The organism is Volucribacter amazonae (assembly GCF_029783845.1).
Taxonomy (GTDB): Bacteria; Pseudomonadota; Gammaproteobacteria; order Enterobacterales; family Pasteurellaceae; genus Volucribacter; species Volucribacter amazonae.
On the sequence record NZ_LWID01000001.1, the window covers coordinates 319,032 to 331,506 of the forward strand.

At 34.9% G+C, this 12,475-nt stretch carries 16 protein-coding genes; 3 read left to right on the forward strand and 13 right to left on the reverse strand.

Going from position 1 to position 12,475, the window contains the following annotated elements; translation table 11 throughout:
- Window positions 1-9 precede the first annotated feature (9 nt).
- The 12 genes from A6A20_RS01555 to A6A20_RS01605 form a co-directional block, all read right to left on the reverse strand.
- On the reverse strand, window positions 10-627 hold the full coding sequence (locus A6A20_RS01555; protein ID WP_279571826.1) for an RHS repeat domain-containing protein: 618 nt from the start codon (window positions 625-627) through the stop codon (window positions 10-12).
- 102 nt (window positions 628-729) lie between these two features.
- Window positions 730-942: a hypothetical protein gene (locus tag A6A20_RS01560; protein WP_279571827.1), complete on the reverse strand. Its 213-nt coding sequence runs from the start codon at window positions 940-942 to the stop codon at window positions 730-732.
- A 28-nt stretch (window positions 943-970) separates the two neighbouring features.
- Complete coding sequence (locus A6A20_RS01565) at window positions 971-1,375, reverse strand: hypothetical protein (protein ID WP_279571828.1); 405 nt, start codon at window positions 1,373-1,375, stop codon at window positions 971-973.
- Between the two features lie 115 nt (window positions 1,376-1,490).
- Window positions 1,491-2,009, reverse strand: a complete 519-nt coding sequence (locus A6A20_RS01570; protein ID WP_279571829.1) for an Imm26 family immunity protein — start codon at window positions 2,007-2,009, stop codon at window positions 1,491-1,493.
- A complete protein-coding gene (locus A6A20_RS01575) occupies window positions 2,010-2,426 on the reverse strand; it encodes a hypothetical protein (RefSeq protein WP_279571830.1) in 417 nt (138 codons plus the stop codon).
- Window positions 2,411-2,548, reverse strand: a complete 138-nt coding sequence (locus A6A20_RS12720) for an RHS repeat-associated core domain-containing protein (protein WP_424585401.1) — start codon at window positions 2,546-2,548, stop codon at window positions 2,411-2,413. The genes A6A20_RS01575 and A6A20_RS12720 overlap by 16 nt, the downstream gene beginning before the upstream one ends.
- A 206-nt stretch (window positions 2,549-2,754) precedes the next feature.
- Window positions 2,755-3,156, reverse strand: a complete 402-nt coding sequence (locus A6A20_RS01580; protein ID WP_279571831.1) for a hypothetical protein — start codon at window positions 3,154-3,156, stop codon at window positions 2,755-2,757.
- Window positions 3,157-3,176: 20 nt separating this feature from the next.
- A complete protein-coding gene (imm45, locus tag A6A20_RS01585; protein WP_279571832.1) occupies window positions 3,177-3,824 on the reverse strand; it encodes an Imm45 family immunity protein in 648 nt (215 codons plus the stop codon).
- A gap of 766 nt (window positions 3,825-4,590) precedes the next feature.
- The gene (locus tag A6A20_RS01590) at window positions 4,591-5,538 is read right to left on the reverse strand and encodes a ribose-phosphate pyrophosphokinase (protein ID WP_279571833.1); all 948 of its coding nucleotides are present in this window, start codon (window positions 5,536-5,538) and stop codon (window positions 4,591-4,593) included.
- A gap of 56 nt (window positions 5,539-5,594) precedes the next feature.
- Window positions 5,595-6,479 carry a 4-(cytidine 5'-diphospho)-2-C-methyl-D-erythritol kinase gene (gene ispE, locus A6A20_RS01595; protein WP_279571834.1) on the reverse strand — a complete coding sequence of 295 codons (885 nt, stop codon included), beginning with the start codon at window positions 6,477-6,479 and terminating at the stop codon, window positions 5,595-5,597.
- The gene (lolB, locus tag A6A20_RS01600; RefSeq protein WP_279571835.1) at window positions 6,479-7,111 is read right to left on the reverse strand and encodes a lipoprotein insertase outer membrane protein LolB; all 633 of its coding nucleotides are present in this window, start codon (window positions 7,109-7,111) and stop codon (window positions 6,479-6,481) included. Before lolB ends, ispE begins: the two co-directional genes overlap by 1 nt.
- Window positions 7,112-7,174: 63 nt before the next feature.
- Window positions 7,175-7,474 carry a DciA family protein gene (locus tag A6A20_RS01605; protein ID WP_279571836.1) on the reverse strand — a complete coding sequence of 100 codons (300 nt, stop codon included), beginning with the start codon at window positions 7,472-7,474 and terminating at the stop codon, window positions 7,175-7,177.
- Window positions 7,475-7,536: 62 nt separating this feature from the next.
- Here A6A20_RS01605 and secM point away from each other — a divergent pair, with 62 nt between their 5' ends.
- The 3 genes from secM to mutT all read left to right on the forward strand — a co-directional run bounded on the left by secM (window position 7,537) and on the right by mutT (window position 11,149).
- Window positions 7,537-7,869, forward strand: a complete 333-nt coding sequence (gene secM, locus A6A20_RS01610; protein WP_279571837.1) for a secA translation cis-regulator SecM — start codon at window positions 7,537-7,539, stop codon at window positions 7,867-7,869.
- A gap of 83 nt (window positions 7,870-7,952) precedes the next feature.
- Window positions 7,953-10,655, forward strand: coding sequence for a preprotein translocase subunit SecA (secA, locus tag A6A20_RS01615; RefSeq protein ID WP_279571838.1), 2,703 nt, complete (start codon window positions 7,953-7,955; stop codon window positions 10,653-10,655).
- Window positions 10,656-10,747: 92 nt separating this feature from the next.
- Window positions 10,748-11,149, forward strand: coding sequence for an 8-oxo-dGTP diphosphatase MutT (mutT, locus tag A6A20_RS01620; RefSeq protein WP_279571839.1), 402 nt, complete (start codon window positions 10,748-10,750; stop codon window positions 11,147-11,149).
- A gap of 189 nt (window positions 11,150-11,338) precedes the next feature.
- Here the strand turns inward: mutT and selD are convergent, their stop codons facing one another.
- Window positions 11,339-12,421: a selenide, water dikinase SelD gene (gene selD / locus A6A20_RS01625; RefSeq protein WP_279571840.1), complete on the reverse strand. Its 1,083-nt coding sequence runs from the start codon at window positions 12,419-12,421 to the stop codon at window positions 11,339-11,341.
- Between the last annotated feature and the right edge of the window lie 54 nt (window positions 12,422-12,475).

Sequence of the window (12,475 nt, forward strand, 5' to 3'; positions counted from 1 at the left end):
TTAATACTCCTATTTTTTAAAACTATGTGGATACATTCTTTTATTTAAGTTAATTAATTCTTTAATTTTAGAATTAGGGGCTTTTGTATATTTTCTTAGATCTTTAATATCTTTAGCTAATAATTCTCTTGGCGAGCCTGAATACTTGCCTTTTACAGTAGGAATTAATTTATGTTCTTCTACAGGAATAGCTATTGCTGGAGCAGTATTTCTATTATAATTAGGAATAACTTGATTGCCTGGGTGAGCTTGAACTACATGGTGAATATCTAATTGATCTCCAGAAATAGAACGTTTTTTTAAATCATTATATGTGCCAACTTCATATTTTTGCACAGGATTTTTACATCCTGCCAATCCAAACCAATCCACCCAATCCAACGGATTAGCCACATAACTATAAGGCGTTTCGCCACCCAATAAACCAATCGGGTCAGAACATAAATAGCATGCAGTTTCAGGATCGTAGTAGCGGAAGCGGTTGTAGGCTAAGCCACTTTCTACATCATAATATTGTCCTGCAAAAAGCAGTTGTGGGTCAAGAGGTTGTGTTTTGCCATATTGGCTAAAGGTTAAACCCCATAACGATTGAGTTTCGGCTTGCCATTGTAGTTTGAAGGCTATCAAAAAAACGGCGAGGCTTTTCAGTCGCCGTTTATATTTAGGTTATTTTATTTTTAAAGAACAAATTCATTAATACTTATTTTCTAATTACTATATTTAATGAGTTTATTTGTATCCGTCTTCTTCTGCTTTAGCTAAAAAATAGTCTTGTAAACATCCCTGAATATCTTCATTATTATATTTTAATATATATTCACCATCAGCATCCTTTATAAATGTTGTACCATCTATAGCTCCTAATATAGTAGAAGCGGTATCAATGATAACGGTCTTTAAAAAATTAAAAAAAACTTCTTTTTGTTCATTATTAAGGTTCAATAATATTTTTATCCAACATAGTAACTCCTTATTTATTCATTTCTGGATACATAGATTTGTTTAATTTTATTATTTCTCTAATTTTCGATTTTGGAATTTCTGGATATACTCTTTTTAATTTTTTTATATCTCTAGCAAGCAACTCTCTAGCGGATTTAATTTTTTGCCCAGTTTTAGGATTAATATTGCTTCTAGATACTACTCCAGTATTAGGTTTAGAAATGGTATGACCCACTTTAGGTACAAGAATAGCAGGTCCCGTATTAGGGTCATAATTTTTAACCAGTTTTTTCATTAGTGCTTTTTGACCGATATGATGAGCATCTAATTCTAACCCATGATTTTTTACAGAACTTCTAAGTTGTTGATATGAGCCAACATCCCATTTTTTTCCTTTACACCCTGCCAACCCAAACCAATCCACCCAATCCAACGGATTAGCCACATAACGATAAGGCGTATCCCCTCCTAATAAACCTATTGGATCAGAGTATAAATAATAAGTGTTTGTTTTATACTTTTAATAACAGAAGTGATTAGTATAAACTTTATGGCATAAAAAAACTCTTTGGTAATTTTTTATTTTTTATGAAGTAATCAATTAGCTCTTTTAAAGATGAATCTACATACGGAGATTGTAAAGGATAATTCATAATATCAGAAACTGGAATATCCTTAGTTATTTCTTCTGTCATATTAGAAATTTTTAAAAATGGATAAATTCCCCATCTATAATATAGTTCCTTATCTTCTTGAGTTAGTTTAAAATTAAGCTGCTTGCCAATAATTCTCCAATCACCTTCTAACTTTCTGTCAAATAATACATATGTATTAATAATTAAGGGCGGAAGTAACCTTTTTGATTTTAATATATCTTTTTCTTTGATATCAGGTTGTTCAGAAAAATAGTTAAAAATTTCAGCATAATGTCCCAATAAGCTTTTACATAATAATTTACCAAATCCATATTGATTATGATATTTAAAACAAAAAATATCACCAGAATTCAGAAAACGTCTCATTGTTCTAGGTTTTTTATTCCATCCCCATAGTTGTATATTAGTCATTTAACATTTTCTCCCATTTATATTTTGACTTGAAAGTGTTTGTAATTTCTCATTATATACATTCATAAAATGATTTTGTCTTTTAATATTTCTTGTTTTATTTTCAGTAGAAAAGGAATTATTTTTATTTCCTTTATTTGCTCCAGATATATTTTCTCCTCTACGTACTGTTTTAGTTCCATAGTACTCTATATATGCTTGTTCATAACCTCGAGCATTTCCATAGTTAATATTTGAATCTAAAGGTATCAATTTAGAGTTTTTAGGTAAACGACCACTTTTTATATGTTGATTTTCTCTGATAGGAATATTATTGGTAATGCCTATATAGTGTGGTTTAGTTTTATTATTTTCAAATAAACCGTAAACAGAATAGCCTTGAGTTAATTCATTTACTAATCCTAAAGGATCCCACAATCCAACGGATTAGCCACATAACTATAAGGTGTTTCCCCACCCAATAAACCAATGGGATCAGAACATAAATAGTAAGCGGTTTCAGGATCGTAGTAGCGGAAGCGATTGTAGTTAATCCCCAAATCCCCATAAAGATTGAGCTTCTACTTACCATTACTGTGGGATCAAGTAAGCCTAGTACTTTACCATTGGGCTGGGTAACTGCAAAGCTGGTGAATTACCCTATTTATTATTTAAAAATTTTTAAAGAACTAATTTATTGATTAATTAAAACCTATTCTAATATAGAATAGTTATTACATTATATTTTCTTCATAAAAGTCTATTATTATAGTTTATAACGTTCCGTTTTTTGCAAAATACAAGGTGATAATACCATTTTTAGACTAGCTAATTCAGTTTCCTTTGATAAAAAATATTTATCATCTTTAATATGTTGTATATTTACTGTGGAAAAGTCGGTGCCTATACCTAAATTTTTTATTTCTATATCATCAATTTTCCCAATTAAATGTAATATAATAACATTATAGTCTACTCCCCAAGTACCGTATTTAGGAATAAAATAAAGAGGTTTCTTTTTAATATGAATATAAATATGAGATAACCCATGATCGTATTCATCTAAATATATTTGGGGAATTGCAACTTCCGTTATAGGTTCACTTCCATAGAGTTTGTTTATAAAAGGGTTTTCAAAAATAATACTTTGTATGCCTAGAGTTTTCATAAATACCTTTATTATCAAATTTATTTTTTTATATATCTTGTCTGTTTAATTATTATTTTATGAAAATCACAGTCTTGATAAACCCAATAGTTCCAGTTATATGATAACCATTTTATAGATATACCTAGTATACCTTCATGATAAACTAAAGAATCTTCAGGCGGAATAACTAAAATAAGACCAGCTCTACGACCAGATAAAATTAAAAAACATAATTCTTTTTCCTTTTTATCAAACTCTGATAATATTACTTCAATATTTTGTTCATAGGGGTAACTTGCTGAAAATCTTATAATGCTCCCATATGATATATGGGATTTTTTATAATTACTTAGCTTTTTATAATCACTTTTATTTTTCATCTTTCTAAGAAAAATACCTTTTCTAATATAGATTAATTTTATATCTTTTTCAGGATATGAATTTTCTAAATAATCAATAACCCACTTGGTTTTTATAGCTGTACTTTTTTCAATTTCTGCTTCATTAGGAATTTCAAATAAAATTTTTCCTGATTTCTTGCCTGATATAACAATAAAACTAAACTTTCCTTTTTCATGATATGTTTGACTTAACATCATTTCTGTAAAGCTTTCGCCCTTGACCAAATTAGGGACTTTTAATATATTCCCATGTTTTAAGTTATATGGGTAATTAATTAATTTCATCATTATTTTATAAATATGGGGATACAAACTCTTCTACATTTAAATCGTCTGAATTATATAGTAGAAAATCATAAATATTAATATAAGTAATAAAATACATATAGTAATCATAGCCAAAATGTATTTCTATTTTTGAACTTTTCAATTTACACCATATTTTTTCTCTAAGAATATTTCGTAAGATAGGAATAATGTTCTTAACTTTTACTTGTCTATTTATATTCATTATATTTTTATCATATATTTCTATCTCGTTAAGATAGAAATTATCTATATTTAAATATTTACAGGTATTTATTATTATAAATATATATTTGTTTTCAACATTGAGATAGTTATTAATATTTTCTTCTGAGAAATCATAGAAACTCGTCCATTCATGATTTTTCTGATGAGAAAATATTTTGTAATTCTATATGAAAACATAGATTTAGCTCCAACTCTATTTAAATTTATATCATATATTATACTGTAAATTTTTTATATCTTGATTTTTAACGCTATTTACTGTTCTCCAAACTTAATTGTTATAGCCGTTTCAATTTAAAATAGACTATGTTGATACGCCTTGCTTACGACCACAACACAACATTGTCCAGCAAAGAACCATTGTTGGTCAATAGGTATTTTTATTATACAGGATAAAATTGCTCGCACAGCTTTATTTGTTTGTTGATAAGGGTTTTATGCCAACAACGAATAAGGATAAAAAAAACGGCCACAAAATTGCAGCCATTAATTAATTGATTGATTTATTTCATCTATTTTAACTAAACATTGCAGAAATAGACTCTTCGTTGCTGATTCTGCGGATTGCCTCTGCCAACATACCTGATAGGGTTAAGACTCTCACTTTATTTAACGCCTTAATTTCAGCGGAAAGTGGGATTGTATCGGTAACCACGATTTCATCTAAGGCTTCGCTGGCAATATTTTTCGCCGCTGAACCAGAGAATACCGCGTGGGTTGCATAGGCAAATACACGTTTCGCACCACGTTCTTTTAATGCCTCTGCAGCTTTAACCAGTGTTCCCCCTGTATCAATCATATCATCAACTAAGATACAATCTCTGCCTGCGACATCACCAATAATGTGCATAACTTGCGATACGTTGGCACGAGGACGGCGTTTATCAATAATTGCCATATCGGTATCATTGAGTAATTTCGCAATAGCCCTTGCTCGTACTACTCCACCAATATCTGGCGATACCACAATCGGGTTTTCTAAATCTGTTTTTTTCAGCATATCGTGAATTAATACTGGTGAACCAAAAACATTATCCACAGGTACGTCAAAGAAACCTTGAATTTGTTCTGCGTGTAAATCACAAGTAAGCACACGATCTACCCCTACGCTAGAGAGAAAATCTGCTACCACTTTGGCGGTAATAGGTACACGAGCAGAACGCACACGCCGATCTTGACGTGCATAACCAAAATAAGGAATAACTGCAGTAATACGCCCTGCGGAAGCTCGGCGTAAGGCATCAACCATTACGATTAATTCCATCAGGTTATCATTAGTAGGGGCACAAGTAGATTGAATAATAAAAACATCAGCACCACGCACGTTTTCATTAATTTGTACTTGAATTTCGCCATCGCTAAAGCGACCTACTGTGGCATCACCAATAGAAATATAAAGGCGTTCAGAAATTCGTTTGGCAAGTTCTGGCGTTGCATTACCTGCAAAAAGTTTTATGTCGGGCATTGTTTGACCTCAAATGTGAGTAAGTTTAGGATTGCGAGCAATCCGAGAAAGTAACGTTAAATATCATTTAATTTATATTGTAAAGGGGAACGATTAACCCCTTTTGCGATAAAACCTTGATATTGTTTTGGTTTTATATTAAAAATCGCTTGTGCCTGTTGTTCTTGCTCAAACTCAGCAAAAACACAAGCCCCTGTACCTGTTAAACGTGCGGGTGCATATTGTAACAACCAGTTTAGCAGTTCTTCAACCTCAGGATAATGATTTAGCACAATTTTTTCACAATCATTATGAAATGGTTCTTTAAGTAATTGGGGCAATGTAAGTTTTGGGGTATTTCTTGGCAAATTTGCATCAGAAAATATTTTTGCGGTAGAAATCGTCACATGGGGTTTTAACACCAAATACCATTTTTCTTGCGGTAAGCAATCGGTAAGTTGTTCCCCAACACCTTCAGCAAAGGCGGCATGCCCATGAATAAAAATCGGTATATCAGCGCCTAATTGTAAACCTATGCTAGCCAATTCACTGGGTTTAAAATTAATTCCCCATAATTTATTTAATACCAATAATGTTGTCGCTGCATTTGATGAGCCACCACCAATCCCACCGCCCATAGGTAAAATTTTATCTAAGTGAATTTTAGCACCTTTTTGACAGCCACTGAATTTTTGTAATAGTTTAGCCGCTCGATAAATTAAATTATCTTGAATGGGAAGATTTGCCAAAGAAGGGGAAAGCACTATTTGGTTGCTCTGTGCTAAACAATCAATGGTTAGCCAATCACCATAATCAAGGAATTGAAAGAGAGTTTGCAATTCATGATAACCATCAGGACGTTTACCATTGATATATAAAAATAAATTGAGTTTAGCGGGGGAAGGAAACCGATTGCTCGGATTTCCTGATAAAAGTGCGGTGGAAAATCGGTAAGTTTTCATTAATAAATCCAATTATCTACACGAATTTTCAAGGTTTTATCTTGGTTTTTAATTACAATATCTTTTGGTAAAGCTGGGGTTTCTTGGCTGTGATAGCTTAAATAGTCCACTGTCCAAGAGTCAGTTGGCTGAACATAATCAAAATGTGTCAATAAATGATTTTCGCCCACATAATAAGGTTGAGCTAAATCAGGTTGCCCTTTTAACCAATCGCTAAATTGGGCTAGCGGAAAATCCATACCTATTATTTCCCGCAATAATTGTTGGGCATCTTGAGCATTATGCTGATTACCTCGGTTATCTGAAATGCTCATACCCTGTGGGGTCATAACGATTGATAAGGTTGTGCTGGTTAGCATTGATGAAAGTTGTAATTGATAGGATTGTGGGTTTTGGTAACGCCAATCAAAACGACTAGAAAAACGATCATTAGCACTTATATAGCCTAACTGCCCATTCGCTGCATAAGAGCGAATTTGTTGGATTTTTTGTAAATGAGCAAGCCAAGTTGGGTCTTGTGGATCAATATAACGAACCTCTGATGGACGTTCATCAGTTACTGAGCAAGCCACGATTAATATACTCAAGCTAATAATAACAAGACGTTTTAAACTTGGGATAATTTTTAACATATTAGTACCAATTCAAATTTTAAGTCCGTATTTTACGAAGTTAGAAAAGGTTAGTAAAGCGATTTATAGTTCAGGATTAATCCGAATAACTAATTGATTTATGTGTGGCGATTGCTGTTGTATTAATGCTAATAATGCAGGTTGTTTAAATAATAAGGCTTGGCGGACACTGGCATTTTTCGCCTCTAAGCAAAGTTGATTGCTTTGGATATTGGCAATACGAAATTGATAACGGAATTGCACAGGAAGCAGACTTTGCAACTGTTGGTTAAGTTGTGATAGAAAAAGTCCTCGTTGCATAATTTGGCTTAGGCTTGAATTTGCCAGAACGCCTTTGATATTCATCATTTTTTTATTACGCATTACTTGATTTTCCTTCGCTAAACCCTATGTTAAGGTAGGCATTATAATGAATTTCCGTTATAATGGGCAAAATTTTTGGGAAGAATATTGTGAACATTACAGGGAATAAGAAAAAAAATACATTTTGGCCACATTTACTGTTAGGTATGTTGGCACTTTTTTTATTGCCTGCAAGTCAAGATTTTGAGCAAGTTAAAGAGAATTTAGAAACAAATTATCAATCTTTACAGCAAATAGAACAAAATAAAATTGATATAACGGTTATTCAACCCTGTTGTTTTACCATTGATTTTGTTGCTTTACTGGATTTCCCAAAATTTTCGTCAAACCTACCGCACTTTTATACTCAAATTGTTGTGCGTCAACGTCCTATCCGAGCAGGTCCTGCGGTTTAAGTCTATTACGTTATATATTTGTCTGTGCTTATTTATTTGCTAAATAAGTCTTTTTTAATTTTTAAGAAAAATAAAGAGATATTATGTTTTCAACTATTGTAACTAAAGTTTTTGGTAGTCGTAATGACCGTATTTTACGCCGTTTAAATAAACGGGTTGCACAAATTAATAAATTAGAGCCTGAATATGAGGCGATGACTGATGAACAGCTACAAGGCAAAACCGCAGAGTTTCGTCAGCGTTTAACTCAAGGGGAAAAACTTGAAGATTTAATTCCTGAAGCCTTTGCTACGGTGCGTGAAGCAAGTAAGCGTGTGTTAGGCATGCGTCCCTTTGATGTACAACTTATCGGGGGAATGGTGCTTAATGATCGTTGTATTGCGGAAATGCGTACTGGTGAGGGCAAAACCTTAACCGCAACCCTACCTTGTTATTTAAATGCCTTGAGTGGCAAAGGGGTGCATGTGGTTACCGTTAATGATTATTTGGCACGCCGAGATGCGGAAACCAATCGCCCGTTATTTGAATTTTTAGGTATGACGGTTGCTGTCAATGTGCCGGGAATGTTGCCACAAGAAAAGCGTGCTGCTTATGCCGCAGATATTACTTATGCCACCAATAGCGAATTAGGCTTTGATTATTTAAGAGATAATCTGGCTCATTCAGCACAAGAGCGTTTCCAGCGTCCCTTGCATTATGCTTTAGTGGACGAAGTGGATTCCATTTTAATTGATGAAGCGCGTACCCCTTTGATTATTTCAGGGCAAGCAGAAGACAGTTCGGAGCTTTATGTCGCCATTGATAAATTAATTCCTAAATTGATTTTACAAGAAAAAGAAGATAGCGATGAATATCAAGGCGATGGCGATTACACCGTTGATTTAAAAAATAAACAAGCCTATTTAACCGAACGAGGACAAATAAAAATTGAAAAATTATTGGCTGAATTAGGTTTAATGAACGAAGACGAATCTTTATATTCGCCTTCAAAAATTTCTTTATTGCACCACGTTTATGCAGCATTGCGCGCTCACGCCTTATTTGAACGCAATGTGGATTATATTGTGAAAGATGGCGAAGTGGTCATTGTTGATGAACATACAGGGCGTACTATGGCAGGACGCCGTTGGTCTGATGGTTTACACCAAGCCATTGAGGCAAAAGAGGGCGTGAAAATCCAAAGCGAGAACCAAACTGTCGCCTCTATCACTTATCAAAATTATTTCCGTTTATATGAAAAATTAGCAGGTATGACAGGAACAGCGGATACCGAAGCCTTTGAATTTCAACAAATTTATGGTTTAGAAACCGTTGTTATTCCAACCAATCGTCCTATGATTCGTGATGACCGCACTGATTTAATGTTTGAAAATGAAGCCTATAAATTTGAGGCCATTATTAAAGACATTAAGGATTGCGTGGCACGCAATCAACCTGTATTAGTGGGAACGATTTCCATTGAAAAATCTGAATTATTGTCTTTAGCCTTAACCAAAGCAGGCATTAAACATAGCGTATTAAATGCGAAATTCCATGCACAAGAAGCAGAAATTGTGGCGAATGCCGGTTACCCTGGTGCAGTAACCATTGCCACCAATATGGCAGGACGCGGAACGGATATTGTGTTGGGCGGAAGTTGGAAAGCGGAAGTGGAAAAATTAGACAATCCAACTCAAGCACAAATTGATGAAATTAAAGCCGCTTGGCAAAAACGTCATGATATTGTAATGGCTGCAGGCGGGCTACATATTATCGGCACCGAACGCCACGAATCACGCCGTATTGATAACCAGTTGCGAGGACGTTCAGGACGTCAAGGCGACCCCGGTTCATCACGTTTTTACCTTTCTTTGGAAGACGCATTAATGCGGATTTATCTCAATGAAGGTAAATTAAATATGATGAAAAAAGCCTTTACCGAGCCGGGTGAGGCAATGGAGTCTAAGCTATTAGCCAAGGTAATCGCCTCGGCACAAGCAAAAGTAGAAGCCCATAACTTTGATGGACGAAAAAACTTATTACAATTTGACGATGTCGCTAATGATCAACGTCATGCCATTTATAACCAACGTAATTATTTATTGGATAATGAAGATATTTCCGAAACCATTGATGTTATACGAAGTGATGTCTTCAATGCGGTTATCGATCAATATATTCCGCCACAATCCTTGGAAGAAATGTGGGATATTCCTGCATTAGAACAACGTTTAAAAACAGATTTTGCCTTGGATTTACCTATTCAACAATGGCTAGAAGAAGATAACCATTTGCACGAGGAAACCTTGCGTGAACGTATTTTACAATATGCCGTAGAAGAATATAAACGTAAGGAAGAGCTTGTTGGTGCGGACACCATGCGTAATTTTGAAAAAGGCGTGATGTTACAACTGCTAGATGAACTCTGGAAAGATCACTTGTCCGCAATGGATCATTTACGCAAAGGTATTCATTTGCGTGGTTATGCCCAAAAAGATCCAAAACAAGAATATAAAAAAGAATCTTTCCAAATGTTTACTGAAATGCTTGATGCCTTAAAATTAGGGGTTATTAGTACCTTAAGCAAGGTTCAAGTGCGTAGCCAAGAGGAAATTGAGGCTGCCGAGCGTGCCAGAATTGCTGCCGCACAACGAGAGGCGGATAATATTCAACTACATGCTAATGGAGAGCAACGCAATGACACAGAACGACAGCAAGCGAATCGTAAAATCGGACGCAATGAACCTTGTCCATGTGGCTCGGGCAAGAAATATAAGCATTGTCATGGTAGCCGAGTAAAAGGCTAGTACCCTAAAGTGCGGTAGATTTTTAAAAAATTTTTTAAAATCTCACCGCACTTTTTTATCAGTTGTTATAACCCTTTGGAGAAACCCAAATAATGAAAAAACCCTTAATTAAGGTAGCGGTAGGGATTATTCGTAATGAATTTAAACAAATTTATTTAACCCAACGTTTAGAAGGGCAAGATTTTGCTCAAGCATTAGAATTTCCAGGTGGCAAAGTGGATCCCGGAGAAACCCCCGAACAAGCCTTAAAGCGAGAATTAGAGGAAGAAGTGGGAATTCATGTGCTATCCGCTTATCCTTATGAAAAATTTTGTTTTGAATACCCAACCAAATTCATTGAGTTTTACTTCTATTTGGTAGAAGAATGGGTAAATGAACCCTTTGGACGAGAAGGGCAAGAGGGATTATGGGTGGCACAAAATGAATTAGACGCAAGCCAATTTCCGCCTGCTAATGCTCAAATTATACAGCGTTTATTAATGGAAATGCGATAATTTATTAGGCAATTTTATATAGTCGTTTCAATTTAAAATAAGACAAGGCAGTACAGCAAAATATACCAATGCTGTATTATTTTAAAATGGGGCGACTGTAACAAGTTTTAATAAGCATTTGGCATAGATTAATCTGACAGCCACCCTAGTTTTTATGTCACAAGGTACTATCAGATTAAATTTATCTCACTAAATGACTTTTACCAAGATCTCCTCGCCAAGTTTTTGCGGGATTAATTTTCCTACGGCAATCAATTCAATCCCCGCTTGTTGAGCAAGCTGAGATACTTCACGTTCAGCTTGTGGCGTTACCGCAATAAGTAAGCCACCTGATGTCTGCGGATCGCATAAAATAGCTTTTTGCTGTGGCGACAACGCACTAACTTTATGCCCATAACTGGCAAAATTACGCTCTGTTCCCCCAGGAATACAACCTTTCTCAATATAATAAGGCACACCTGCTAAGGTTTTAATCTGCTGGAATTGTACTTCTGCTTGTAAATGCGATCCCTCGCACATTTCCACTAAATGTCCCAATAAGCCAAAACCCGTTACGTCGGTCATGGCAGTAACCCCTTCAATGTCAGCAAATTTTGCCCCAATACTGTTAATTTGGCACATGGTTTCTGTGGCAAGATTTTTATGCTCGGCTTTTAACTTTCCTTTTTTCTCTGCGGTGGTTAAAATGCCAATTCCCAAAGGTTTGGTTAAGTACAGCTGACAACCTGCTTGTGCTGAACTATTTTTTTTCACTTTATGACTATCAATCACACCCGTAACCGCTAAGCCAAAAATAGGTTCAGGGGCATCAATGGAATGACCACCTGCAAGGGCAATTCCTGCTTGTTGGCAAGCAAAACGCCCGCCCTCCACTATACGTTGAGCAACCTCAGCAGGTAATAATTTGATAGGAAAACCCAAAATAGCAATCGCCATAATTGGTTTGCCCCCCATAGCAAATATATCGCTAATGGCATTGGTGGCGGCTATTCGTCCAAAATTAAATGCATCATCAACAATGGGCATAAAAAAATCGGTGGTACTAATAATCGCCGTACCATTACCTAGATCATACACCGCCGCATCATCTTTGGTTTCATTTCCCACCAATAAATTAGGATCAACAAACTTATCCAAATGGCTATGCAAAATGGTTTCCAATACTTTCGGCGATATTTTACAACCACAACCTGCACCATGGCTATATTGAGTTAATCGCACTAAATCCGTTACGGTTGAGTTTAATTCCTGCACTAATTCTTGTTCGTTCATATTAGCTCCTTGTTACAAGTTTCTTTGGTAGCTTACTCCTTTTCTGACACAATA

What these genes read in the sequence shown, in the direction of transcription:
- A6A20_RS01580 (WP_279571831.1), bottom strand. Translation starts at nt 3,156, where the DNA reads ATGAAAACTCTAGGCATACAAAGTATTATTTTTGAAAACCCTTTTATA.
- ispE (WP_279571834.1), bottom strand. Translation starts at nt 6,479, where the DNA reads ATGAAAACTTACCGATTTTCCACCGCACTTTTATCAGGAAATCCGAGC.
- imm45 (WP_279571832.1), bottom strand. Translation starts at nt 3,824, where the DNA reads ATGAAATTAATTAATTACCCATATAACTTAAAACATGGGAATATATTA.
- secM (WP_279571837.1), top strand. Translation starts at nt 7,537, where the DNA reads ATGGGCAAAATTTTTGGGAAGAATATTGTGAACATTACAGGGAATAAG.
- A6A20_RS01570 (WP_279571829.1), bottom strand. Translation starts at nt 2,009, where the DNA reads ATGACTAATATACAACTATGGGGATGGAATAAAAAACCTAGAACAATG.
- A6A20_RS01605 (WP_279571836.1), bottom strand. Translation starts at nt 7,474, where the DNA reads ATGCGTAATAAAAAAATGATGAATATCAAAGGCGTTCTGGCAAATTCA.
- A6A20_RS01590 (WP_279571833.1), bottom strand. Translation starts at nt 5,538, where the DNA reads ATGCCCGACATAAAACTTTTTGCAGGTAATGCAACGCCAGAACTTGCC.
- secA (WP_279571838.1), top strand. Translation starts at nt 7,953, where the DNA reads ATGTTTTCAACTATTGTAACTAAAGTTTTTGGTAGTCGTAATGACCGT.
- lolB (WP_279571835.1), bottom strand. Translation starts at nt 7,111, where the DNA reads ATGTTAAAAATTATCCCAAGTTTAAAACGTCTTGTTATTATTAGCTTG.
- selD (WP_279571840.1), bottom strand. Translation starts at nt 12,421, where the DNA reads ATGAACGAACAAGAATTAGTGCAGGAATTAAACTCAACCGTAACGGAT.
- mutT (WP_279571839.1), top strand. Translation starts at nt 10,748, where the DNA reads ATGAAAAAACCCTTAATTAAGGTAGCGGTAGGGATTATTCGTAATGAA.